This is a genomic window from Abyssibacter sp., from assembly GCF_964229365.1.
Classification (GTDB): domain Bacteria; phylum Pseudomonadota; class Gammaproteobacteria; order Nevskiales; family OUC007; genus Abyssibacter.
Genome location: NZ_CAXRDQ010000045.1, coordinates 1 through 23,572, shown reverse-complemented (window position 1 = coordinate 23,572; position 23,572 = coordinate 1). Strand labels below are relative to the sequence as shown.

The window sequence follows — 23,572 nt, the reverse complement described above, 5'->3', positions numbered from 1 at the left end:
CATCCGGGCGTCGCCGGTCCTTGGATCTGCATCTGTCCCGGCGTCATTGCAGGCGCTCACGCAGCACGCTGCGGTAGCGCCGGCTCACCGGCACACGGACTCCGCTGCGCATGCGCGCCTCGCCGTCTCCGGTGTCGTGCACGCGAATGTCGGCGACATGATCCAGATGCACGATGGCGCTGCGATGAACCCGCGCGAAGCCCCGCGGCCCCAGCCGGCGTTCGACATTGGCCATGGTCTCGCGGAGCAGATAGTCGGTCTTGCCGACATGCAGCGTGATGTAGTTGCCGGCGGACTCGATCCACTCGATGTCCTGCACCTTGACGAGAAACTCCCGGCCCAGCTTTTTGACCAGAAAGCGGTCGGTGACGGGCTGCGGGCTCGGCGCATCGTCCGACAGCATCCGCGCCTCGCCCTGCCAGCGCCGCAACAGCAGCGCGTAGAGCTCGATCATCGCCAGTATCAGGAAATAGCTGCGAAAATCCTTCAGGTATTCATAACCCAACTCCTGCCACAACGGACCGAACTGATAAGGCTCGCCGGCGACGGCATACAAACCCTCGCGAATCGCGACCATGCCGGCCACGTGCATCAGGCAGAACGGAACCGTTGCAACGACGTGCAGCAGCAGTGCCTGCTTCCAGTCAAAACGGCGGCGCAGCCACCCGGTCCACCAGACGATGAACGGAATCAGGGCGGCAACGACGACCGTGCTGCTCAGCTCCCACACCGCCGGCTGCCAGGCGGCAACATTCTCGCCCGCGCGACGCAGATCCGCGATCGAAACCAGCGTGTTCATCACGGCGTTGAGTAGCAGCACCACCGCCCAGAACCCGATCTCGGTCACACGGCGATAGCGCTGGTACAGCGGCAGGGTGATCTTCATCTGCGCAGCCTAGCCCGAAGCAGGTGGGCGACCCAACCACTGATCACCGCCTGCCTCCGCTCGTCCCCAAGACCCGGCAATCCGACACAAAGCGGCAGACGCGGCGTCGCGAGGACCGAAGGCTGGGGTCATCACTTGATCGGGATGACCGCCATGACCCAGGACCGCCGCCACGACATTGACGCCCTGCGCGCGCTCGCATTCGGCGTGTTGATTCTCTACCACGTGGGCATGTTCTATGTGCCTTGGGATTGGCATCTGAAGTCGGACTACAGCGCCAGCTGGCTGGAGCCGGTGATGCTGTTCAGCAACCAGTGGCGGATGCCGTTGATTTTTCTGATCAGTGGCCTGGCGGTGCATTTTCTGCTGCCGAAGATGACCGGAGCCGGCTTCGCCTGGTCGCGCATCAAGCGCCTCGGCCTGCCGCTACTGTTTGGCATGGCAGTGATCGTGCCGCCGCAGGCGTATCTGGAATCGGTGAGCAACGGTGGTTTCGAAGGCAGCTATGGCGCGTTTCTGCTGCGCTACCTGCAATTGCAGCCATGGCCCGAAAGCGAGTTCAGCGGCGCCGACATTGGCATCACCTGGAACCACCTGTGGTACCTGCCCTATCTGCTGTTCTACACGCTGCTGCTAATCCCGGCGGCAGGTCTGCTCGACCGGCTCAGCCAGCGCTGCGCGAGGCTGCATGGCCTGTGGTTGGTGCTGGTGCCGTTGCTGCCGTTGATGCTGATCGGCGAGTTCGTGTTTCCCCGCTTTCCGTACATCAGCCATTCGCTGTTCTACGATGTATATGCCCACGCCATGTACGGCAGCTTCTTTGTCTACGGCTACCTGATCGGCCGCTCGCCGTTGCTTTGGAGGACCCTGGCGCGCGGGCGCTGGGTCTGGTCGGGGCTTGGGGTGGTCAGCTTTGCCAGCTTTCTGGTCGGGATCGAGGTGCTGGATGCAGCGCAACCTGCGGAATCCATGGCCCAGATGTTTCTCATCTACCTGAATCGATGGGTGTGGATTCTGGTCGTTCTCGCCTGGAGCCACCAGTTACTGAACCGGCCGATGCGCTGGCTGGGCTGGGCGAACGAATCGGTGTATCCGTGGTACATCCTGCACCAGAGCTTCACGGTCGTGATTGGCTACCACGCGGCGAAGTACGCGTTGGGTCCGGTGATCGAGCCGCTGGTGGTGCTAGGCGGCACAGTGGCCGGCAGCTGGGCGCTTACCGAGGCGATCCGTCGGGTGGGCTGGGCGCGACCGCTGTTCGGGCTGAAGGCCCGCCGCAGGCCGCAACGCCGGACACGGGATGCGCTGCATCCCGGTCCGAACGAGCAGGCGATTCAGTCAGGGCTTCCCGACTAGTGATCTTCCCCGCTGGAGTGCGCGTGGCCATGTTCCAGTTCCTGCGGCGTGGCTTCGCGCACTTCGGTGACCTCGATATCGAACACCAGGGTCTTGCCAGCCATCTGATGGTTGGCGTCCACGACGACGGTTTCGCCTTCGACGGCGCTGATCACGACCGGGATTTCGCCCTGCTCGGTCGTGGCACGAAACATCATGCCGGGCTCGACCTTGTCGACACCCTGGAAGGCCTCAAGCGGAACCTGCTGGACCCGAGCCGGGTCATGAGGGCCGTAGGCTTTTTCCGGCGGGATCGTGGCTTCGAAACGATCCCCGACGGCCTTGCCGACCATCTCTTCTTCCAGTCCGGAAATGATGCCGCCCGTGCCGTGAAGATAGGCCATGGGCTCGGCCTCGCGGGACGACTCCAGCACGTCACCTTCCGGTGTCTTCAAAATATAGTGAAAGCTGGCAACGGTATTTTCGGCAATCTGCACGCTGAATCCTGAGAAAAACGAGGCGACACCCTAGCACAGGCGCCCAGATGCCCTGGCTGCGAACAGACGCGCGGGGGCCTAGCAGCAGGTCCGTTCAGAAATTCTCAACATTCCCGGCAGAAAGCTTCATGTGACATCCGTTTCGCCAGGCGCGTGTTTGGATTAGCGTGACAGTTCCACAGACAGGAGTCGGATCATGAGCAAGGTTCTGATCGTTTACGCCACGGACTACGGACATACCAAGACCTGCGCCGAGGCTGTTGCCAAAGGCGTGGAGTCGGCCGGCGGCACCGCCACTGTGAAGAACGCGGTCGACGCGACGGCTGACGATATTCGCGACGCCGATGCGCTGGTGCTCGGCTCGCCATCGCACATGGGCTCGCCGGACTGGAAGATCAAACAGTTCATTGACCAGCACTGCTCTGCGCTGTGGATGGAGAACGCTTGCGTGGGCAAGGTCGGTGCGGTCTTCGGCACCGGCAGCGGATTCGGCAGCGCCGGCGGCGGCATCGAACTGACCCTGCTGGCCATGCTGAATAACCTGGCCGAACTGGGCATGGTGCTGGTGCCGCTGCCCAAGAACACCGAGCACTACGCCGACGGCGGCTTGCAGTGGGGCCCCTACGCCCGGGTGCACACCAAGGACACCATGGAGCCGATCGACGCCAGCCCGGAACAGCTCAGTATCATGACGGCGCACGGCGCCAATATCGCCCGGGTCGCCGAAGTCGTGACCGGTCAGACGCTGTTCAAGGTGTGAGGCGCCTGTTCGCCATCTAAGACGATATCTTCAACGCGGCCGCTCTTCAGGGCTTCGAGCTATTTAGCTGGCCGCATCCAGTTCGGCGAAACGACGGCGCAGTTCGCGCTCTTCGTTGGTGACCGCTTCCTCCAGCTCACCCACGCGTTTTTCCAGCTTCTGCATTCGGGCGACAAGCTCCTCGGGAGGCTTGGCCTGACGTGCTTTGAGATACGTGGACGCCACGGTCGAGACCGCGCCGCAAATCACAACAATGGCGATCATCGTGAATACATCCATCCCTGCTCCCTCCCTCGTTCCGTCGGTGATACGTGACATGATTGCGCGCCGCGTATGCGCTTGCCAAGCACGATGACCCCTGCGCCCTCCGCCGATTGGCGTTCGCCCCGGCTGTTTCTAACCTTGATGGCCGTTGCCCTGCCGCTGGGCTACGCGACGTGGAATGCGCTGCTGAACAATTTCGCCATCGAGATGGCGGCATTTGACGGCAGCGACATCGGCTTGCTGCAGTCGATTCGCGAGATTCCCGGCTTTCTCGCGTTCACGGCGGTATTTCTGCTCGCGGTGGTGTCGGAGCAGCGGCTGGCCTTGATCGCCATTGCTCTGCTTGGCGGCGCCGTGGCGGTGACGGGCCTGTTCGCCACCACCACCGGTTTGCTGATCACCACCTTCATCATGTCGGTGGGCTTTCACTATCTCGAAACCCTGAAGCAGTCACTGTCGCTGCAGTGGTTGAGCAAGGACGAGGCCCCGGCCGTGCTCGGCAAGCTGATTTCGGTGGCGGCGCTGACGTCGCTGCTGTCCTACGCCGTGGTCTGGCTGCTGCTGGAAGTGCTGCATGCCAGTTACACCGTGGTGTATGCCACCAGCGGGCTCGCCTGTCTGTCGCTGATGCTGTTCATGACCTTCGCCTTCCCGCGCTTCGAGGCACCCAGCCCGCAGCGCAAGCAGCTGATCCTGCGACGACGCTACGGTCTCTACTACGCGCTAACCTTTCTCGCCGGCGCCAGGCGCCAGATTTTTCTGGTGTTCGCGAGCTTTCTGCTGGTCCAGCGCTTCGGGTACTCGGCCTCGGCCATCGCCGCCCTGTACCTGATCAACCACGGTGTCAGCTGGATCGTCGCGCCCATGATCGGCCGCTGGGTCGGCCGCTTCGGCGAGCGTCGCATTCTCACCGTCGAGTACATTGGCCTGATCGCGGTGTTTCTCGGCTATGCCATCGTGGACTCCGGCGCCGTGGCCGCCACGCTGTTTGTGATCGACCACATCTTCTTCGCCATGGCCATCGCGCAGAAAACGTATTTCCAGAAGATCGCGGACCCCGGCGACATCGCCGGTACGGCGGGCGTGAACTTCACGATCAATCACATCGCAGCGGTGGTGATACCGGCCAGCTTCGGCGTGATCTGGCTGACGGCACCCGAGTGGGTGTTCATTCTCGGTGCCATCATGGCCAGCGCATCGCTGCTGCTGGCGCTTTGCGTGCCGGATGACCCGACCCAACAGCGGCCGATCCGGCTGTGGTGGCGACGAGGACTGCCCGCGCCCGCCGCCTGAGCCGATGCGCTCCCTGGGGCTCGCCTGCCACCCGGCGAGGACCACCGCCGCTCGGCGCGAGCGCACCAGTTCCACCGTGGCAATCCTTATAATGCGCGGATGACTGCAGCCTCCAAAATCGCCGATCCGCGGCGCGACAAGCGCGAGGCGGACAAGCGGGCCAAGCGCCTGCGCCGCCAGGTCGGACAGGCCATCGAAGATTTCAACATGATCGAGGCCGGCGACCGGGTCATGGTCGCGCTGTCCGGCGGCAAGGACTCCTACGCCATGCTGGACATTCTGCGCTCGCTGCAGGCGGCCGCTCCGGTGGACTTCGAGCTGTTCGCGGTGAATCTCGACCAGGAACAGCCGGGCTTTCCCGAGCATGTGCTGCCCGATTACCTGCGCAAGCTCGGCATGCCGTTCGAGATTCTGGAGCAGGACACCTATTCCGTGGTGACGCGGGTGATCCCGGAGGGCAAGACCTATTGCAGTCTTTGCTCGCGACTGCGGCGTGGCGCCTTGTACACCTACGCCGCCGAACAGGGTTTCACCAAGATCGCCCTGGGACATCACATGGACGACATGGTCGAGACCCTGTTTCTCAACCTGTTCCACGGCGGCCGGATGGCCTCCATGCCACCCAAGCTGAAATCCGACAAGGGTGATCACGTGGTGATCCGGCCGCTGGCCTATTGCCGCGAAAGCGACCTCGCTGCCTTTGCACAGGACAAGGCGTTTCCGATTATTCCCTGCAACCTCTGCGGCACGCAGGACAATCTGCAGCGCGTGGCGATCAAGCAGATGCTGCAGCAATGGGATCGGCTGTCGCCCGGCCGCGTGGAGACCATCTTCAAGGCCATGGGCAACCTCGCACCCTCACAGCTGGCCGACCGCAGCCTGTTCGACTTTGCCTCGCTACGCATCGATGCACAGCCCGAGACGAATGCCACGGGTGGATGGCTGGTCGGGTCAACAAACTCATGAAACAAGGCTTTCGTGCGTGGATGGGTTCGCTGGCGATACTGCTTGGCGTCTGGCTCGCCTCAACGGCCCAGGCAGCGCCGTTGCTGTGGGTGGTCGAGGACGGCAATTCCAAGCTCTACCTGGCCGGTTCTCTGCATCTGCTGCCGCAATCGGCCTATCCGCTGGATCCGGCACTGGAACGGGCCTATGCCGACACCGAACGCCTGGTGCTGGAAGCCGACCTCAAGCAGCTGGAATCGCCAACCAACCAGACCATGCTGTTGGCTGCCGCCCAGGCCGACTCGGATGCCCCGCTGCGCGCCCGTATCGGCGACGCGATGTACCAGGACGTGCGCGAGCATGCCAAGCGTCTGGGACTGCCGCTGTTCAGCCTGGACAGCCTCAAGCCTTGGTTTGTCGGCCTGATGCTGGAATTGGCCGCCTATCAACAGGCCGGGTTCCGGCCGGAGTACGGGCTGGATCAGCACTTCAACCAGCGGGCGATCGCCGACGAACGTCCGATTCTCGGGCTGGAGACCGTGGACGAGCACATGAGCCTGCTGGTCGGTCTTGGCGACAACGGCGTGGACAGCGCGACCACGCTGGCGGCCACGCTCAGCCAGTTCGCGGCCTACGACGACTTACCGCAGACGGTTTATACCGCGTGGCGAACGGGCGATCTCAACGCCATGGAACAACTCGTCGACACCATGCGCGCCGAGCAACCGGCGGCGTATGAACGGCTGCTCGCGAACCGCAACCGGCGCTGGGTCACCGAGCTGACGGCGCTGCTCGCCGGTTCGAACAATGTGCTGGTGATCGTCGGCGCGGCGCATCTGCCTGGCGAGCACGGCCTGCTTGCGCTAATGAAGGCTCGCGGATTGGAATTGCGGCGCGTGAACTAGGCCCTACTTGCCGACACAGAAGCTGGAAAAAATCTCGCCAAGCAGGGTTTCGGTGTCCACCGGACCGTTGATTTCGCCCAGCGTCCGGTTCGCCTCGGAAAGATCCTCGGCCAGCAGTTCCGGCGCCTGGTGCACGTGAAGCTGCTCGGCCGCGCGCCGCAGCACCGCCCAGGCTCGGTCGATGGCGTCCAGGTGCCGGCGGCGTGCGCTAAATTCCCCGGCCAGGTTGGCCTGTAGGCCGGATCGTTGGCGAATCTGCTCGATCAATGCCTCGACACCTGCACCGGTCAGCGCAGAGACACCGACGGATGCATCTTCGCGCAGTCCGGGCGTTCCGCCCGATTGATCGCATTTGTTGTGCACCGGCAACACCCGCGCATCCCCGGCCAGGGGCGCGAAGATCGGGTCGACCTGCGCCGGATCCGGCTGGCCGTCGATCCGCAGCATCAGCACCAGATCCGCATCTTCGACGACAGACCAGGCACGGCGGACGCCGATTTGCTCGACAGGATCAACGGTTTCGCGAATGCCTGCCGTGTCCAGCAGCAGAATCGGCAGATCGCCCAGCACAATGCGCTCGCGCAATACGTCGCGGGTCGTGCCGGCCACATCGGTGACGATGGCGGCATCGTGACCCGCGAGCCGGTTCAGCAGACTGGATTTGCCCACATTGGGCGCGCCCAGAATCGCCACGCGCAGGCCTTCGGACAAGACCCGGCCGTGCTGCGTCTGCCTCCGCAGTTCCGCCAGGTGTTGAATTAGCTGATCCAGCCGCGCCGCGACATCGCCGTCGGCCAGAAAATCGATGTCTTCGTCGGCGAAATCGATCGACGCTTCAACCCAGGTCCGCAACTCCAGCAGTTCATGCCCGAACGCGTCGATGCGGCGCGAGAACGCACCCGTTAACGAACGCTGTGCAGCTCGGGCAGCGGCCGTGCTTTCGGCGTCGATAAGATCGGCGACGGCCTCGGCCTGGGTGAGATCCAGACGCTTGTTGTCGAAGGCGCGGCGGGTGAATTCGCCGGGCTCGGCAATGCGGCAACCGCGCGACAGCACCGAGGCGAGCAGGGCGTCGAGCACAACGGGGCCGCCGTGACCCTGAAGCTCCAGTACATCCTCGCCGGTGAATGAGGCCGGCGCCTGGAAGTAGAGGGCGATGCCGCTGTCCAGGGCCTTGCCATCGGCGTCCAGAAACGTCCGGTGGGCGGCGAAACGCGGCCTGGGCAGCCCGCCGACAACGGCCTCGGCGATGCGCTTCACGGATGGGCCGGACACCCGGATCACGCCGATACCGCCACGCCCGGGCGGCGTGGCGACAGCGGCGATGGTGTCCGGTTGCTGCGACATGACCAGCCGTCAGGCGGTGATCTGCCTACTTGCGGCCCAAGCCCTCGTGTTCCAGCTTGCGGTAGATGTACCACTGCTGGGCGATACCAACGAGGTTGGAGACGAACCAGTAGAGCACCAGCCCGGAGGGGAAAAAGGTGAAGAAGGCTGCAAGACCAATGGGCATCGCACTCATGATCTTCTGCTGCATCGGATCCATGGTCATCGCCTGACCCGAAAGCTTCTGCTGGAAGAACATGGAGATGCCGAACAGCACGGGCAACACGAAAAACGGATCCGGCGCCGACAGGTCATGTATCCACAGGAAGAAGGGTGCCTGCCGCAGTTCCACCGATTCGAGCAACACCCAGTACAGGGCGATGAACACCGGGAACTGGACCAGCATCGGCCAACAGCCGGCGAAGGGGTTGAAGCCTTCCTTCTTGTACAGGTCCATCATCGCCTGCTGCATCTTCTGACGATCGTCGCCGTAGCGATCCTTGATCGACTGAATCCGCGGCGCGAACTTGCGCATCTTCGCCATTGAGCGGTACTGCGCTTCGGACAACTTGTAGAAGACCAGCTTGATCGCCAGCGTGACCAGGATGATCGCCAGCCCCCAGTTGCGCACCACGCTGTGGACCTTGTCCATGATCCAGAACAGCGGCTCGGACAGCGGTGTCAGCAAGCCGTAGTCCACCGACAGCTGCAGGCCGGGCGCGACATCTTCCATGCGTTTTTGCAGCTTCGGACCGATGTAGATGCGCTGTGACAGGGTTGTGCTGCTGCCCACCGCCACCTCGGCCTTCTCACCGATCAACTGGGTCAGATAGCCCTGGGTCGAGGAGGGCTTGGTCACCAGCCGCACGGTCTGCTCGGCCGGCGGGATCAGCGCGGCGATGAAGTAGTGCTGCATCATCCCGGCCCAGCCACCGGTCTGCGTCACGTCTAGCGGCTCGTCGTCGATCTTGCCGAAATCGGCCTTGCGGAACCGATACTTGCCCTCGGCATCCTTCTGCTCGTACCAGGCGGCACCATCGAACTGGCGCACAAACGGTGTGCCGCCGCTGCTGTCCGCTTCGGTGCGCCAGACCTGACCGTAGGCGCTTACCGACCAGGGAGTAGCGGCGTCATTGCGGACGCTGTAGTCCAGCCCCACCACATAACGGCCGGGTTCGAAGTGATAGGTCTTGGTGACCTGCCGACCGTCGGCATCCGTCCAACGCAACGGAACGCTCAAGCTCTGGCCAGGCTGCATCGTGTAACGCGACCGGTCGGCGCGATAGGCCACCTTGTGGGTCGGTGCGCCCTCGCCCAGCAGACCACTTTGCACGACAAAGAAACTGCGGTTGCCCTGATGCAACAGCGCCAGCGGGGTGTCGCTATCCGCTTCAACCGGGTAGTTGAGCAGCTCCACGCGAACCAGGTTGCCGCCCTGCGGGTCGATGAAGGCGCGCATGACGTCCGTGGTGACCACGACGGTATCGGTGCTTGCGGTCATCCGCGGCGACTGGCCGGTTTCGCCGGCTTCGTCCGCTAACCCGGCATTGCTGTCATCGGCCGAATTCGCGACGCTGGGGGAAGCGTCCAGGGACGGGACATCATCATCGGCTGCGATCTGTTCGATCGGCGACGGCGATTGCGGCTCGGGCGCCGGAGTCTGATCGGTCTTCCACGCCTGGTACATAAAAAAACCGACCACGGCGAGAGCGGCGATCAGCGGAAAGCGAATGGATTCCATGGGCTAGCGCAACGCTCAATCGGGAAAGTGGGAGAGTTCGCAGCCTGGCACGGGATCATGACCGCCGGGCTGCAAGGGGTGGCATCGCAGCAAACGCTGGATCGCCAGTCGACCGCCGCGCATCACGCCGTGGGCATGCAGCGCCTGTATCGCGTACTGCGAGCAACTCGGAGTGTATCGACAGCGAGGCGGCAGCAGCGGGCTGAGGATGCGCTGGTAACAGCGAATCAACAGGATCACGACGCGTGCGGTCACCCGAGCTTCCGTCGCTGCAGGTCATCCAGCGAAGCGCGTAAAGCGCTGGCGCTTAGCTCGGCCAGTCCTCGTTTGCCGGTCACCACCACGTCCATTCCCCGCAAGTCGTTGGTCCGAAACCATTCCCGCGTGACGCGTTTGATCCGGTTTCGATCCACCGCCCGTTTGGCGCACTTCTTGGAGATGGCCAGACCCAGACGCGCTGGCGCATCGACCGTAGTCGGCGCCACCACGAGCATCCACTGGCGATCGTGGACCCGTCGGCCGCTTCGGAAAACTGCTCGATAGTCAGCCGGTTTCAGCAGCCGTCGGTCGCGCGGAAATCCGAAGGGCTTACTGGGCGAGGCGCTTACGACCCTTGGCACGGCGTGCCTTGATCACCTTGCGGCCACCAACGGTCGCCATGCGAGCGCGAAAACCATGGGTACGTTTGCGACGCAGTGAATGCGGCTGGAACGTCTGCTTCATCGGACTAATCTCGTGGACGGTGCCCAGGGCGGGCGAAAGGGCGCGGATAGTACTGAAAAACACCGTCTTGCATCAAGCCGGGCGCCTGTGGATAACTAGATGCGTACGACTCCCGACGTTCGATCAAATCGCTCGTTGCCTTTCGGTGGCGCAGCGATGGCTTTCCGGTATCGATCCGTTTGCGGACACCGGCCCCCCGATCGAAACATGCCGACGGACCGGTTGCAGCGCCGAGAACCCTTGCGGCCTATGCGTATCCGGCTTTTGAACTGACGACGACGTAGGTGCTTCTGGTGGATTCCAACGCGCTCTGGCAGCGCTGCCTCGAACGGCTTGAGACCGTCCTTTCCGAATCCGACGTCGGCACCTGGGTGCGGCCGCTGCATGCGCATTCGCAGGACGGCAATCTCGAACTGATCGCGCCCAATCGCCCGGTGATGGAGAATGTGCGCGCCCAGTACCTGGCGACGATCAGCGCGGTCTGGAGCGAGATTGTCGACCTGGAGAGCCCACGTGTGACCGTGCGTGTGGGTTCGGCTGAACCAGCGGCGGCGGTAAACCCCGTCGAAGCACCGACCGTGTCACCGGTGAAGAACAACTCACCGCATAGCAGCAGTCGCCTGGATCGTCGCTACACATTCGACCGATTTGTCGAAGGCAAAAGCAACCAGATTGCTCGGGCGGCTGCGCAGAAAGTGGCGGAATCACCTGGCACCTCCTACAACCCGCTGCTGATCTACGGCGGTACGGGTTTGGGCAAGACGCATTTGATGCACAGCGTCGGCAATTACCTCACTGCGCGTGGTGGCCCAAACCGGGTCGTGTACATACCCGCAGAGCGTTTCGTCAACGATATGGTGCTCGCCGTGCGGCACAACCGCATGGACGGCTTCAAGAACTTCTATCGCAGTGCCGAAGCGCTACTCATCGACGATATCCACTTCTTCGCGGGCAAGGAACGTTCGCAGGAAGAGTTTTTCCACACCTTCAATTCGCTGCTCGAAGCCAACCGACAGATCATCCTGACCTGCGACCGGTATCCGGCCGAACTGGACGCATTGGATGATCGTCTGCAGAACCGGTTTTCCTGGGGTTTGTCGGTGGCAGTGGACCCACCGGAGCTCGAAACCCGCGTCGCCATCCTGATGAGCAAGGCCGAACAACTCGACGCAGCGGTACCGGAGACGGTGGCGTTCTTTATCGCCAATCGAATCCGGTCAAACGTCCGTGAACTGGAAGGAGCGCTGAACCGTTTGGTGCACACAGCGCAGTTCACTGGCACCGCTATCGACATCGATTTTGCCCGCTATGCCTTGCAGGACATCCTGTCAGTGCATGATCGAATGGTCACTATCGAAAGCATCCAACGCACCGTGGCCGAGTACTTCAGCATCCGTCTATCAGACATGACGCAGCGAAGCCGGCGGCGTTCGATTGCCAGACCACGACAAATCGCGATGGCACTGTCGAAGGACCTGACGACGCACAGCCTGCCTGAGATCGGCGACGCTTTCGGTGGCCGGGACCATACGACGGTGCTGCACGCCTGCCGCACGATCCAGAAACTGAAGGACTCGGATCGGGCCATCCGGGACGACTACGATGCCCTGTGGAGAACCCTGAGCCGATGATGTGGATATCTAGGGGATGGAATGTGACAATGCCGGATCGGGTGAAGCACGCACATTCTGTCCACAGGAATCGGGGGGCGATACACAGACCTTCCGGTGTGGGCGAAACAGCGGTTAAGTAACTGATTTAAATATCTATTATTTAGTTACCCACAGGCCGACGCTAGGCCTACTACTACGACTATCTATTAAGAGTTTCTTTTATATAGTCATTAGCCGAAGGAGTTCGGGGACCAGTCATGAAGTTCGAGATTGATCGCGGGTCGTTTCTGCAAACCATTCAGGCCGTCATCGGTGTCATCGAACGCCGACAGACGATGCCGATACTTTCGAACTTTCACATCGAGGCCTCGGACACCGGCTTGCGGGTCACCGGTACCGACCTGGAGTTGGAGTTGGTTAGCCATGTTCAGGCGCAAATCGACCAGCCAGGCGCGGTCACGGTGCCTGCTCGCAAGCTGTTTGATATCTGTCGAGGATTGCCCGAAGGCTCGGTGATCCGCGCTGAACTCACCGAACAGAAGTTCATCGTTCGCTCCGGTCGCAGCCGATTCACCCTGGCGACGCAGCCCGCGACCGAGTTTCCCTCTTTGGGGGATATCGATTCTGCCGAACGCCACGCCATACCGAATCTGGCCCTGAGGCAGGTGCTCAACCGGACGATGTTCGCGATGGCGCAGCAGGACGTGCGCTACTACCTCAATGGGCTGCTGCTGGCGCTGCGTCGCGATCGGCTGCGGGCGGTGGCGACCGACGGCCACCGATTGGCGATGTCCGATGTGGACGTCGAACTGGATCTCGCCGAAGAGCGCCAGGTGATCGTGCCCCGAAAAGGCGTGTTGGAACTGAACCGATTGCTGTCTGATGAAGACGAGACGGTTAGCGTTTCGCTGACCAACAATCATCTTCAGGTCGATCTGGGAACGATACTGTTCACCACCAAGCTCATCGATGGTCGTTTCCCGGATTACGAAAAAGTCGTGCCGGTGGGTGGTGACAAGATCCTCACCGGAGACCGCGAAGTGATTCGACAGGCCTTGGCGCGCGCTGCGATTCTGTCGAATGAAAAGTTCCGCGGTGTGCGCTTGGTCCTGGACCCTGGTCTGCTGAAGCTGCAGACGGAGAACCCCGAGCATGAAGAAGCCGAAGAAGAGATCGAAGTCGATTACGATGGCGCGCCGCTAGAAATCGGGTTCAACGTCAACTATCTCCTGGATGCGTTGGGCGTCATGGAAGGCGAGGCATTCAAGTTCGCGATGAGCTCGCCGGACGCCGGCGGTCTACTCACAGAAATGGGCACGGACGCGCATAAGTACGTTGTCATGCCCATGCGTCTGTAGCGACGAGGCGAATTGTTCTCGTGGGTTCTTCGTGATCCACGCTTGCCATGGAAATTCGATCATTGGCGTTGACCGACTTTCGCTGTCACGCCAGTGTGCGTATGTCGTTCGGCGTCACGCCCGGTTCGGGCATTGCGATTGTCGGCGACAACGCAACCGGCAAGACCTCGCTGCTAGAAGCCATTTATCTGCTCAGTCGAGGATTGTCGTTTCGCGGTAGTAGTCCGACCGACGTGATTCGCCATGATTGCGACCATGCACTGGTGGTCGGTGAATTCGACCGCCTTGGCGAGGTCACCCGCGTCGCGGTTCAACGCGAGCGCAAGCAATTGCAGGCAAGACTGGGTCCGCGGCGCGACGCCAGCGTGCTGGATCTGGCACGCGCTCTTCCTGTACAGGTCTTGGACCCACGTGCTCACCGGCTCATCGACGAAGGGCCAGTCCACCGACGACGCCTGCTCGATTGGGGGGTGTTCCACGTGGAACAATCGTTCATACAGGACTGGAGGCAGTTCCAACGCCTGTTGCGCCAACGCAATGCGGCTTGCCGTCAACGCGATGTCACCCAACTGAGAGTGTGGAATCCCGCCTACGTCGAATATTCCCGACGCATCGACGCTGCTAGGCAGCGCCATCTGGAGCAGATCACTGGGCTCTGGGCTGAGCATGTCAACGCTCTAATCGGCGCAGACCATTCGGCGAAGATTCACTACCGGGCGGGTTGGCCGAAAGGTGTAGCCCTGGAGGAAGTGCTCGCGTCGGTAGAACAACGGGAGCTGGATGCCGGTCATTCCGTGGTTGGGCCGCATCGCGCAGACATACGGTTTCAGCTCGATGGCCGACAAGTGCGCCACCAGGCGTCGCGAGGGCAACAGAAAGCGCTTGTGTTGGCGCTGTTGCTGGCGCAGGTCGAAGTGGTCAGCATTCAGTTGGGTGATCCCCCAATTCTGTTGGTCGATGACTTCGGCGCTGAGTGGGGTGCTAGCATGCGGGCTCGCGCGGTCCAGCAGTTGAACGACAGCCCGGTCCAGTGGATTTCTACCTGGCTGGACCAGCCCGAATCGACGTTGGCAGTCGGTCAGATGTTCCACGTGGAACATTTGGGCGGTGCTGCCCCGTGATACCATGTGTTAGGCAACGAATGACCCTCCCATGAGCGAAACCCAACCGCAAAATTACGACTCTTCAAGCATCCGTGTTCTGAAGGGCCTGGAGGCCGTGCGTAAGCGGCCTGGCATGTACATCGGGGATACCGACGATGGGACCGGCCTCCACCATATGGTGTTTGAGGTCGTCGATAACTCCATCGATGAAGCCCTGGCAGGGCATTGCAAGGAAGTCACGGTGACAATCCATGCGGACCAAAGCGTGTCCGTCTCGGACGACGGGCGCGGCATTCCGGTGGATATGCATGAAGAAGAAGGTCGCCCTGCGGCCGAAATCATCATGACTGTATTGCACGCGGGCGGGAAATTCGACGATAACGCTTACAAGGTGTCCGGCGGCTTGCATGGCGTCGGCGTGTCGGTGGTCAACGCCTTGTCCAAGCGTCTGGAACTGACGATCCATCGTGATGGAAAGATTCATCGCCAGATGTATTCGATGGGCGAGCCGATGGACGAGTTGTCCGCGATCGGCCCCTCGGATGTCTCGGGAACCACCATCCGCTTCCATCCCAGCGAGACGATCTTCAAGAACATCGAATTTCATTACGACATCCTCGCAAAACGTTTGCGTGAGCTGTCGTTCCTGAACTCGGGTGTGCGTATCCGTCTGACCGAGGAGTCGACGAGTCGGGAAGACATATTCGAATACAAAGGCGGCATCAAGGCCTTTGTCGAGCACCTGAATCGCAACAAGACGCCGCTGCACGAGACAGTTTGTCACTTTGAGGACGGTAAGGAAGGCATCGTCACAGAAGTGGCTTTGCAGTGGAATGACTCGTTTCAAGAGAACGTCTTCTGCTACACCAATAATATTCCGCAGCGGGATGGTGGCACTCATCTGGCTGGTTTTCGCGCCGCGCTGACGCGCACGCTCAACGGCTACATCGAGTCGGCGGGGCTGGCCAAGCGGGAGAAAGTCGCGACGTCTGGTGATGATGCTCGTGAGGGCCTGACGGCCGTTATTTCGGTGAAGGTGCCGGACCCGAAATTTTCGTCACAGACCAAGGAAAAGCTGGTCTCGTCCGAGGTCAAGAGTGCTGTCGAATCGACGATGGCAGAACACTTGAACACCTTCCTTCTGGAAAATCCGCGAGATGCCAAGGCTGTCGCCCAGAAAATCGTGGAGGCAGCACGGGCACGCGAGGCAGCGCGCAAGGCGCGCGAAATGACGCGCCGCAAAGGTGCCCTGGACGTCGCCGGCTTGCCGGGCAAGTTGGCGGACTGTCAGGAAAAGGATCCGTCCAAGTGCGAACTGTTTCTGGTTGAGGGTGACTCGGCTGGTGGTTCGGCCAAACAGGGGCGTGACCGGCGTTTTCAGGCGATTCTACCGCTCAAGGGCAAGATCCTGAACGTGGAGAAGGCCCGTTTTGACAAGATGCTGTCCTCGGCTGAGGTGGGTACGCTGATCACCGCTCTGGGTTGTGGCATCGGACGCGATGAGTTCGATCCGGCAAAGCTGCGTTACGAGCGCATCATCATCATGACCGATGCCGATGTCGACGGCTCGCACATCCGGACCTTGCTGCTGACGTTCTTTTATCGCCAGATGTACGTCCTGGTGGAAGCCGGAAATATCTACATCGCGCAGCCTCCGCTTTACAAGGTGAAGTCAGGCAAGCAGGAAACCTATGTCAAGGACGATGCGGAGCTCAATGCCTATCTGCTGAACTCTGCACTGAATGGCGCCGAACTGCGAGTGAGCGCGGATGCGCCGCCGGTACAGCCGTCTGAACTGGAGAGCCTGTCCAAGGATCATCTCGCCGGTCGTGCTTTGGTTGATCGCCTTGCTCGGCGTTACGAACGAGCAGCCCTTGAAGCCATGATGCAACTCCCCAGGTTGTCGGCCGATTCTCTGGAAAGTCCAGAAAAATCAGATACTTGGATTGGTTCTATGCAAACCATCCTGGATGCCTTCGAGAACAACGAGCATCGTTACGAAGCTAGGATTGTGCGCGAGGGTCGTGCGTATCTGGAAGTCGTGCGCTTCAGCCACGGTGTGCCGCATGCCTGTCAGTGGATGGCGGAGTTTTTCGGTTCACCCGAGTACGAGGAACTCTGCGAGCTGGGCGAGCGTTTCCGCGGCCTGGTGGTAGAAGGCGCGACCGTGACGCGCGGGCAGCACAACACCGAGGTCGACACGTTCACCGATGCCCTGGACTGGTTGATGAAGGAAGCGAAGCGCGGTCTGCATATCCAGCGCTACAAAGGCTTGGGCGAGATGAACCCCGATCAGCTATGGGAAACCACCATGGATCCCGATACCCGACGCCTGATGCAGGTTCGGATCGAGGATGTGGTGGCATCCGATGAAATCTTCACGACGCTGATGGGCGACCATGTGGAGCCGCGGCGCGAGTTCATCGAACACAACGCCTTGTTGGTTGGTAATCTGGACGTGTAATTGCCCCGACCGGTAATGCGGTTGCATCCAGCAACAAAAAAGCCTCGGTTAAACGAGGCTTTTTCGTTTTAAATCAGCCGGTTAAAGAAAATCAAGCGCCGTGGGAGAGGATTGACTCCGCTGGCACGTAGTCATAATCCAGGGCTTCGGCAACCGCCTGACAGGTGATCTTGCCGCGATGAACATTCAGCCCGTTCCGCAGGTGGCGGTCTGTCTGTAGGGCCTGCTTGTAGCCCTCGTTCGCCAGTTTGAGCACGAAGGGCAGAGTGGCATTGGTTAACGCGAACGTGGAGGTACGGGCGACCGCCCCTGGCATGTTCGCCACGCAATAGTGAACAACGTCATCGACCACATAGGTCGGATTGTCATGCGTCGTGGCCTTGGAGGTCTCGGTGCAGCCACCCTGATCAATGGCAACGTCGACGATCACGGCCCGGGAGCGCATCAGCCCGAGCATGTCGCGGGTGATGACTTTCGGTGCCGCAGCGCCCGGTAGCAGCACTGCGCCGATGACGAGATCCGCATGCCGAATGCTGTGTTCCAGTGCATCGGCCGTCGAAAACAAAGTGGTCATTCGACCTTGAAACAGCTCGTCGAGCTGGCGGAGGCGAGGCAGGGAACGGTCGATGATATTGACGTCGGCGCCCAGCCCCACGGCCATGCGAGCCGCGCTGTAGCCGACCACCCCGCCACCGATGATGCAGATGTTGGCTGGAGCAACCCCGGGCACGCCCCCGATCAAGGTGCCGTTGCCGCCCTGCGCACGTTCCAGGGCGTGAGCGCCGGCCTGGATCGACATGCGCCCGGCGACCTCGCTCATGGGCCGCAGCAGCGGAAGCCCGCCCTGATCGTCGGTAACAGTCTCGTAGGCAATGGCGGTGCAGCCCGACTCCACCAGTAACTCGGTCTGGGTAGGGTCTGGCGCCAGATGCAGGTAGGTGAACAACACCTGCCCGTCGCGTAGCCGTTTGCATTCCACCGGTTGCGGTTCCTTGACCTTGACGATCATTTCCGCCTGCTCGAACACCGCCTCGGCGGAGTCGGCAATCGTCGCGCCGGCTTGTACATACGCTTCGTCGGTTAACCCGATGCCGTCGCCTGCCTGCGTTTCCACCACAACCGCGTGGCCACGAGCAGTCATTTCGCGAACCCCGGACGGGGTTAGACCCACGCGATATTCGCGGGCTTTGATTTCCTTCGGAACACCGATTCTCATGTACAACCCCAGGCGGAGAAAACGCAGACGACCGTATAATCCGGCAGCCTTGGAGACCAGTAACGGAACTTGTCCAGGAGCCGGACGACCAAGGTCATGCATGCCAGCAAACTGCCTTCCTTATTGTAAACCGATCATTGCCGCAGGCCTGCTGTTGGGATCAGCTTATGCGCTTGCCGCCACGGTCGATGTTCGCGTCGAAGGCATACGTGATGATGCGGTTGAGACCAACATCCAAGGCTTTCTGGCCATCGCCAAACTGGAAGGCAATGACAGCGCTCGCCCCAGGGCGATCCGGCGACTGCATCGACGCGCGGAACAAGACATTCGCGACGCCTTACGGCCCTTCGGCTACTACAACCCGGTGATCCGCTCTGAGCTGGAACCGGTCGATGGCGGGTACACCGCCACCTATGTCGTGGACACCGGCCCCCCAACCACGTTGCGTGACATTCGTATCGAGATCACCGGCCCGGCTGCTGGTGAATCAGCGCTGCGCGAACGGGTGCAGGCCAGCCGCCTGCGAACCGACGCGGAGTTGCGCCACCCGTTGTACAAGGCCACCAAATCCGCCATTCAGGACACCGCGTTCAAGCTGGGGTACCTGGATGCTCGGTTCACCCGTCACCGCCTAGCGGTAGATCCTGCCGTCAATCGAGCGGATGTGGAACTGGTGCTCGAAAGCGGTGAAGCCTACGAATTTGGTGATATCCGCATTGATCAGGACATCCTCGATCCCGAATTCATCGGCCGCTACGTGAACGTCCGCGAGGGCGAGCGTTTCGATGCCTCGCAGCTGGTGAATCTCCAGTTGCGGCTTGCGGACCTCGGCTACTTCGATCAGGTCCAGGTCGACGCCAACAAGGACGATGCGAAAAACCACCGCATCCCGGTGGTGGTACGAACCACACCACGGGCATCTCAGCGCTATGAAGCCGGCGTCGGCTACGGCACCGACACGGGCGCCCGGCTGACCGCCGGTGCGGAATGGCGTCGGCTAAACCGCCGAGGACATCAGGTGGATTTGTCGTTCCAGGTATCAGAGGTCATCAACACATTGACCTCCCAGTACCTTATCCCGGTCGGGACCGTGCCCGGCGAATCGGTGACCTTTTCCGCCGGCGCCGAGGACGAGCGGCTGGAGGACGGCGAGCGACGAACCATCCGTCTGGAGGCGGCGCGCAACTGGCAGCTGGGCGACTGGTATCGGCGCTACTACCTGCAGTTTCTGCGTGAAGACTATGAGCTGTCCGATGATCAGCGTCTCAGCATCTTGCTTACACCAGGCGTGAGCTTCACCCGAACCGAGTTGTCCGACCCCGTGTTCGCAAGAAATGGCTGGAGCGCGTTCTATGACGTTCATGGCGCCGTGCGCGATGTATTGTCAGATACCAGCTTTCTGCAATCCCGCGTGCGTTTGCAGGGCGTATTGCCGGTGTTCAGACGCGGTCGCCTGCTGCTGCGAGCTGAGGTGGGCGGTAGCTGGACCGAGGAGTTTTCCGACCTGCCCGCCTCCGAACGCTTTTTTGCCGGCGGCGACAACAGCGTCCGTGGCTATGCCTACGAATCTCTGGGGCCGACCGATGACGAAGGCCGGGTCATCGGCGGCGAATACCTGCTCACCGGGTCCGTCGAATACGAGCAGATCATCTGGCGTGGCATGGGTGCTGCCGTGTTCGTTGACGCCGGAAATGCAGGCGACGCCGGGATTCCGGAACCGGTTTACGGCGCTGGCATCGGTTTTCGGTACCGCTCGCCAGTGGGTGTCATCCGGATCGATGTCGCCCATCCCTTTGACGATCCGGATCGCGCCGCCCGACTGCATATCGGCGTGAGAGCAGGCCTATGAGCCGCGCCTGGATCAAGCCGTTGAAATGGATCCCCTTGGCGCTGACCGCCGTGGTCGCGATGTTGCTGTTGCTCGCGTTCTGCACCGAACTGGGGGTCACCGTTGCGTGGTCGCTGGTCCGCGACCGCCTGCCGCCAACGATCCAGGTCGAATCGGTGGACGGCCGGTTCATCGGACCGCTCACCGTCACTGGGGTTACGGTCGAGAGCGAAGGCATGCGGCTGCAAGTCGACCACGCGCGGCTGGATTGGCGCGCCAGCCGTCTGCTGATGGCTCAGGTCCAGATCGCTGACCTCGTTGTCGAAGGCGTCGATATCGAGCTGCGCCCGAGCGAGCAGCCGGCGCCATTAACCGATGAGCCGCCCCGCCTCGATTTCAGAGCGCCGATCACCCTGGTGATCGAGCAAGCGCAGCTGCGGGATTTCCAGTTGCAGACAGCTCCGGACGCAGACCCGCTGCGGGTGGATTCGCTGAAGCTCGCCGGCGTGTGGAATCGTAACTCGCTGCAGGTCTCGGAGCTGGACGTCCGATCGCCGCTGTCCGGCCATCTGCGGGCGACCACGTTGGTATTGCTGGAGCGTAACGGTGTCCGGGTCGAGTCCCTGAAGTTCGCGGAGGCCGATGGCGCTTTGTCTACCGACCTGAGCGGACATATCCGCCGCACGGCTGGCCGCTACTCGCTGAAATTGGCCGGGAACTGGGCCGGCCTGCGCTGGCCGCTGCAGGGCGAGCCGATGCTGCGGTCACCGCAAGGCGAAATCGATGTCGGAGGCACCTGGCCAGAGGTGGGCGGTGATCTGAACGCCCAGCTGCATTCGCGCGGCAACGTGGCGACCGTGGAAGCCCGTGGCGGGCTCACGGATGGGCAAGTGGACACCGTATTGCGATGGGATGATCTGGCCTGGCCACTGGAGGCCTCGGCGGGCCCGGTGCAGATCCGTGCGGAGGCGGGCCAGCTGGTGGCCCGGGGGCCGGTGGATGCCGTGCGGCTGCGCGGCGGCACGCGCCTGCTACCCACCGATTTCAAACCGGTGCGTGTGGACCTTCAGGCCGTGGCCAATGCCCAGCGAATCGAACTCGATCCGCTGCGCGTCGGCGTGGCAGGCTCTGAAACCAGCCTCACCGGTGGCCTGCGGTGGCAGCCTGGTCTGGCGGCCAGCCTGCAACTGCGCACGCGGGCGCTCGATCCGTCGGCGATGTCGCCGGCCTTGTCGCAATGGCCCGGCCAGATTGCCGGGAACGCCACGGTCGAGATCGAAACAGCGAACGACCAGCTTCGGGTGCGGATCCCGCAACTCCACGCCGAAGGCTCGCTGCGCGAACAAGCCCTGCAGGTGGATGCCCAGGCCACCGTGAGTGCCGAGCAACTGGACGTACGCCAGCTTCGGGTGCAGGCCCTGGGCGGCTCCATCACGGGCCAGGCCGACCTCGCGATGCGCGACCAGCTCAAAGGCACTGCGACGCTCACCGCGCGGTCGCTAGACCCCTCGTTATTGCTGGAGCGCTGGCCTGGTTCGGTGAACGCCGATGTCAGCGTGCAACTCGCGGGTACCCGGGACGCCCCGGTTGTCCGGGTCCCGACGCTCAAGGTCGATGGCCGGCTGCGCGACCGGCCGATCCAGCTGGACGGCGCCCTGCGCTACGCCCAGGACACCGCCAACATCGAGCGCCTGAAATTGGTGTCTGGCAACTCGGCGCTGGCCATCAGCGGTCAGGTATCGGCGCAGCGCCTCGCCGTTGACTGGGACGTCTCGAGTCCGGATCTGGCGGATTTCTATCCCGGCCTCACCGGCCGCGTAAAGGGGGACGGCCGCGCTGAAGGCCCGCTGAAGACACCGCAGCTGACCGCGAGCCTGCGTGGTGAATCTCTGGGCTACCAGCGCTATTCGATCGCCGGCATCGATGCCGAGGCCGACATCGACCTGGCGGACGGCAGCAAGCTGCTGCTCGATGTGCGCATTGCCGATGCCCAGGTGGCCGCGACCGGCGTTCGAACGCTGGTGCTGGAGACCCGTGGCTCGGCGGATGACCTGAACCTGTCGCTGACCACTCAGACCACCGAAGGCGAGCTGCAACTGGGTCTAGCGGGTCAACTGGATGTGCAGTCGCTGGACTGGACCGGGGAAGTCACACAGCTGGTGGTCGATCCTGTGGATTTTCCGCCCTGGCGGCTGGAATCGCCGGTAACGGTGGCCTTCCGCCAGCCGGACTGGTCGCTCGGTGAAGCCTGTTTTGTCGCCGAGCCGGGACCATCGCGCCGCGGCGGTCTGGGTACCCGGCGCAGTCGCCTGTGCCTGAGTGGCGAATCGGATGACCAGGGATTGCAGGCGCAAACCGACATCGATTACTTCGATCTCGCCTATCTCACCCCCTTGCTGCCCCCGGCCACCCGGCTGACCGGTTCGCTTCAGGGCGAGGCCGCTTACTCGCGCCGAGCCGAACGTGAAGCCCTGTCGGCTGATCTACGCACGTCAGCGGTGGAACTGGCCGGCACGCGATCGCCGGATGATCCGCTGGACGTCGCCTTTTCACCGGGGGCATTCACCGTGAACAACGAAGGCCAGGTGACGACGGTGACCGCACGGTTGCCCCTGGAGGACGATGCCGGCGCCGGGCTGGCGCTGGACGCCACATTGCGGGGGCAAGGACCGCTGGTCGATCGTCCGCTGGACGGCCGCATCACCGCAGAACTGACGAACCTGGATTTCGTCGCCTTGATCATCGACGTGCTCACTGACGTCACCGGCCAGTTCACCGCCGACATGCAGCTGGCGGGCCGACTTGGCGCCCCGGAGATCGGCGGGGACATGAAGTTGAGTGGCGCGGCGGCTTCGATCGACGTGGCCGGAATCGACCTGCGCGAGATCAATGCCACCCTGAGCGGAAACCCAGCGGAGTCGCTAACCGTCGAGGCCTCGGCAAAATCCGGCGAGGGCGAGATCACGGCCCGCGCCCGCGCCCGTATGGGCGAAACCCGCCAGATTGACGCCAAGGTGCAGGGTGAGCGCTTTCTGGCCTTCAACACGGACGATGCGCGGGTCACCGTGTCGCCCGATCTCAGTTTCGCGCTGGTTGATCGCCAGGCCAACCTGCAGGGCCGAGTGGTCATTCCGTCCGCCGACATCACACCGCAGCGGCGCGACTCCGAGAGCCTGATTCGTGCATCGGAGGACGAGGTGATTATCGGCCCGCGCGCGCAAGAGGAGGACAACCAGCCCATCCAGCTCACGGCGACGGTGGATGTTGTCCTCGGTGAGCAGGTCCGGTTCGAGGGGTTTGGCCTCAAATCGCGTA

At 62.2% G+C, this 23,572-nt stretch carries 20 protein-coding genes; 11 read left to right on the top strand and 9 right to left on the bottom strand.

The window, feature by feature from the left end; all coding sequences use genetic code 11:
- Window positions 1-43 precede the first annotated feature (43 nt).
- The gene (locus ACE1EY_RS07640; protein WP_370299866.1) at window positions 44-886 is read right to left on the bottom strand and encodes a LytR/AlgR family response regulator transcription factor; all 843 of its coding nucleotides are present in this window, start codon (window positions 884-886) and stop codon (window positions 44-46) included.
- Window positions 887-1,039: 153 nt separating this feature from the next.
- On the opposite strand from ACE1EY_RS07640, the gene ACE1EY_RS07635 reads away from it, so the two are divergent.
- Window positions 1,040-2,242 (top strand): acyltransferase family protein, encoded by a 1,203-nt coding sequence (locus ACE1EY_RS07635; RefSeq protein WP_370299865.1) that lies wholly within the window; start codon window positions 1,040-1,042, stop codon window positions 2,240-2,242.
- On the opposite strand, the gene ACE1EY_RS07630 is transcribed toward ACE1EY_RS07635, so the two are convergent.
- Complete coding sequence (locus tag ACE1EY_RS07630) at window positions 2,239-2,718, bottom strand: peptidylprolyl isomerase (RefSeq protein WP_370299864.1); 480 nt, start codon at window positions 2,716-2,718, stop codon at window positions 2,239-2,241. The two genes, ACE1EY_RS07635 and ACE1EY_RS07630, sit on opposite strands and share 4 nt — an antisense overlap.
- Before the next feature lie 196 nt (window positions 2,719-2,914).
- Here ACE1EY_RS07630 and ACE1EY_RS07625 point away from each other — a divergent pair, with 196 nt between their 5' ends.
- Window positions 2,915-3,478: a flavodoxin domain-containing protein gene (locus tag ACE1EY_RS07625; RefSeq protein WP_291513048.1), complete on the top strand. Its 564-nt coding sequence runs from the start codon at window positions 2,915-2,917 to the stop codon at window positions 3,476-3,478.
- Window positions 3,479-3,541: 63 nt separating this feature from the next.
- Here ACE1EY_RS07625 and ACE1EY_RS07620 read toward each other — a convergent pair whose 3' ends face one another.
- Window positions 3,542-3,757 carry a hypothetical protein gene (locus tag ACE1EY_RS07620; protein WP_291513049.1) on the bottom strand — a complete coding sequence of 72 codons (216 nt, stop codon included), beginning with the start codon at window positions 3,755-3,757 and terminating at the stop codon, window positions 3,542-3,544.
- A gap of 126 nt (window positions 3,758-3,883) precedes the next feature.
- On the opposite strand from ACE1EY_RS07620, the gene ACE1EY_RS07615 reads away from it, so the two are divergent.
- From ACE1EY_RS07615 to ACE1EY_RS07605, 3 genes are all read left to right on the top strand, one after another.
- Window positions 3,884-5,035 (top strand): MFS transporter, encoded by a 1,152-nt coding sequence (locus tag ACE1EY_RS07615; protein ID WP_370299863.1) that lies wholly within the window; start codon window positions 3,884-3,886, stop codon window positions 5,033-5,035.
- A gap of 99 nt (window positions 5,036-5,134) precedes the next feature.
- Complete coding sequence (gene ttcA, locus ACE1EY_RS07610; RefSeq protein ID WP_370299862.1) at window positions 5,135-6,001, top strand: tRNA 2-thiocytidine(32) synthetase TtcA; 867 nt, start codon at window positions 5,135-5,137, stop codon at window positions 5,999-6,001.
- Complete coding sequence (locus tag ACE1EY_RS07605) at window positions 5,998-6,885, top strand: TraB/GumN family protein (RefSeq protein WP_291513052.1); 888 nt, start codon at window positions 5,998-6,000, stop codon at window positions 6,883-6,885. The genes ttcA and ACE1EY_RS07605 overlap by 4 nt, the downstream gene beginning before the upstream one ends.
- A 3-nt stretch (window positions 6,886-6,888) precedes the next feature.
- Here ACE1EY_RS07605 and mnmE read toward each other — a convergent pair whose 3' ends face one another.
- Genes mnmE through rpmH form a run of 5 tightly spaced genes read right to left on the bottom strand, consistent with a single transcriptional unit; the run spans window position 6,889 to window position 10,675 of the window.
- Entirely contained in the window at window positions 6,889-8,232 is a 1,344-nt protein-coding gene (gene mnmE, locus ACE1EY_RS07600) for a tRNA uridine-5-carboxymethylaminomethyl(34) synthesis GTPase MnmE (protein ID WP_370299861.1), read from the bottom strand.
- Between the two features lie 25 nt (window positions 8,233-8,257).
- A complete protein-coding gene (yidC, locus tag ACE1EY_RS07595) occupies window positions 8,258-9,952 on the bottom strand; it encodes a membrane protein insertase YidC (RefSeq protein ID WP_370299859.1) in 1,695 nt (564 codons plus the stop codon).
- Between the two features lie 15 nt (window positions 9,953-9,967).
- Window positions 9,968-10,207, bottom strand: coding sequence for a membrane protein insertion efficiency factor YidD (yidD, locus tag ACE1EY_RS07590; protein WP_370299858.1), 240 nt, complete (start codon window positions 10,205-10,207; stop codon window positions 9,968-9,970).
- A complete protein-coding gene (gene rnpA, locus ACE1EY_RS07585; RefSeq protein WP_370299857.1) occupies window positions 10,204-10,572 on the bottom strand; it encodes a ribonuclease P protein component in 369 nt (122 codons plus the stop codon). The genes yidD and rnpA overlap by 4 nt, the downstream gene beginning before the upstream one ends.
- Entirely contained in the window at window positions 10,541-10,675 is a 135-nt protein-coding gene (rpmH, locus tag ACE1EY_RS07580) for a 50S ribosomal protein L34 (protein ID WP_291513057.1), read from the bottom strand. Before rpmH ends, rnpA begins: the two co-directional genes overlap by 32 nt.
- 293 nt (window positions 10,676-10,968) lie before the next feature.
- On the opposite strand from rpmH, the gene dnaA reads away from it, so the two are divergent.
- From dnaA to gyrB, 4 genes are all read left to right on the top strand, one after another.
- Entirely contained in the window at window positions 10,969-12,306 is a 1,338-nt protein-coding gene (dnaA, locus tag ACE1EY_RS07575) for a chromosomal replication initiator protein DnaA (protein WP_370299856.1), read from the top strand.
- A gap of 239 nt (window positions 12,307-12,545) precedes the next feature.
- Window positions 12,546-13,646 (top strand): DNA polymerase III subunit beta, encoded by a 1,101-nt coding sequence (gene dnaN / locus ACE1EY_RS07570; protein ID WP_291513059.1) that lies wholly within the window; start codon window positions 12,546-12,548, stop codon window positions 13,644-13,646.
- A 47-nt stretch (window positions 13,647-13,693) separates the two neighbouring features.
- Window positions 13,694-14,767, top strand: a complete 1,074-nt coding sequence (recF, locus tag ACE1EY_RS07565; protein ID WP_370299854.1) for a DNA replication/repair protein RecF — start codon at window positions 13,694-13,696, stop codon at window positions 14,765-14,767.
- A gap of 31 nt (window positions 14,768-14,798) precedes the next feature.
- Window positions 14,799-17,213, top strand: coding sequence for a DNA topoisomerase (ATP-hydrolyzing) subunit B (gene gyrB, locus ACE1EY_RS07560; RefSeq protein ID WP_370299853.1), 2,415 nt, complete (start codon window positions 14,799-14,801; stop codon window positions 17,211-17,213).
- Between the two features lie 91 nt (window positions 17,214-17,304).
- Here gyrB and ald read toward each other — a convergent pair whose 3' ends face one another.
- Window positions 17,305-18,429: an alanine dehydrogenase gene (ald, locus tag ACE1EY_RS07555; RefSeq protein ID WP_291513062.1), complete on the bottom strand. Its 1,125-nt coding sequence runs from the start codon at window positions 18,427-18,429 to the stop codon at window positions 17,305-17,307.
- A 154-nt stretch (window positions 18,430-18,583) separates the two neighbouring features.
- Between ald and ACE1EY_RS07550 the strand changes: the two genes are divergently transcribed.
- Both ACE1EY_RS07550 and ACE1EY_RS07545 read left to right on the top strand, forming a co-directional pair.
- Window positions 18,584-20,278 carry an autotransporter assembly complex family protein gene (locus ACE1EY_RS07550; protein ID WP_370299852.1) on the top strand — a complete coding sequence of 565 codons (1,695 nt, stop codon included), beginning with the start codon at window positions 18,584-18,586 and terminating at the stop codon, window positions 20,276-20,278.
- A partial coding sequence (locus ACE1EY_RS07545) for a translocation/assembly module TamB domain-containing protein (RefSeq protein WP_370299851.1) occupies window positions 20,275-23,572 on the top strand: 3,298 nt, incomplete at its 3' end. The genes ACE1EY_RS07550 and ACE1EY_RS07545, both read left to right, overlap by 4 nt.

What these genes read in the sequence shown, in the direction of transcription:
- ACE1EY_RS07640 (WP_370299866.1), bottom strand. Translation starts at nt 886, where the DNA reads ATGAAGATCACCCTGCCGCTGTACCAGCGCTATCGCCGTGTGACCGAG.
- ACE1EY_RS07635 (WP_370299865.1), top strand. Translation starts at nt 1,040, where the DNA reads ATGACCCAGGACCGCCGCCACGACATTGACGCCCTGCGCGCGCTCGCA.
- ACE1EY_RS07625 (WP_291513048.1), top strand. Translation starts at nt 2,915, where the DNA reads ATGAGCAAGGTTCTGATCGTTTACGCCACGGACTACGGACATACCAAG.
- ACE1EY_RS07620 (WP_291513049.1), bottom strand. Translation starts at nt 3,757, where the DNA reads ATGGATGTATTCACGATGATCGCCATTGTTGTGATTTGCGGCGCGGTC.
- ACE1EY_RS07615 (WP_370299863.1), top strand. Translation starts at nt 3,884, where the DNA reads ATGGCCGTTGCCCTGCCGCTGGGCTACGCGACGTGGAATGCGCTGCTG.
- ttcA (WP_370299862.1), top strand. Translation starts at nt 5,135, where the DNA reads ATGACTGCAGCCTCCAAAATCGCCGATCCGCGGCGCGACAAGCGCGAG.
- ACE1EY_RS07605 (WP_291513052.1), top strand. Translation starts at nt 5,998, where the DNA reads ATGAAACAAGGCTTTCGTGCGTGGATGGGTTCGCTGGCGATACTGCTT.
- mnmE (WP_370299861.1), bottom strand. Translation starts at nt 8,232, where the DNA reads ATGTCGCAGCAACCGGACACCATCGCCGCTGTCGCCACGCCGCCCGGG.
- yidC (WP_370299859.1), bottom strand. Translation starts at nt 9,952, where the DNA reads ATGGAATCCATTCGCTTTCCGCTGATCGCCGCTCTCGCCGTGGTCGGT.
- rpmH (WP_291513057.1), bottom strand. Translation starts at nt 10,675, where the DNA reads ATGAAGCAGACGTTCCAGCCGCATTCACTGCGTCGCAAACGTACCCAT.
- dnaN (WP_291513059.1), top strand. Translation starts at nt 12,546, where the DNA reads ATGAAGTTCGAGATTGATCGCGGGTCGTTTCTGCAAACCATTCAGGCC.
- recF (WP_370299854.1), top strand. Translation starts at nt 13,694, where the DNA reads ATGGAAATTCGATCATTGGCGTTGACCGACTTTCGCTGTCACGCCAGT.
- gyrB (WP_370299853.1), top strand. Translation starts at nt 14,799, where the DNA reads ATGAGCGAAACCCAACCGCAAAATTACGACTCTTCAAGCATCCGTGTT.
- ald (WP_291513062.1), bottom strand. Translation starts at nt 18,429, where the DNA reads ATGAGAATCGGTGTTCCGAAGGAAATCAAAGCCCGCGAATATCGCGTG.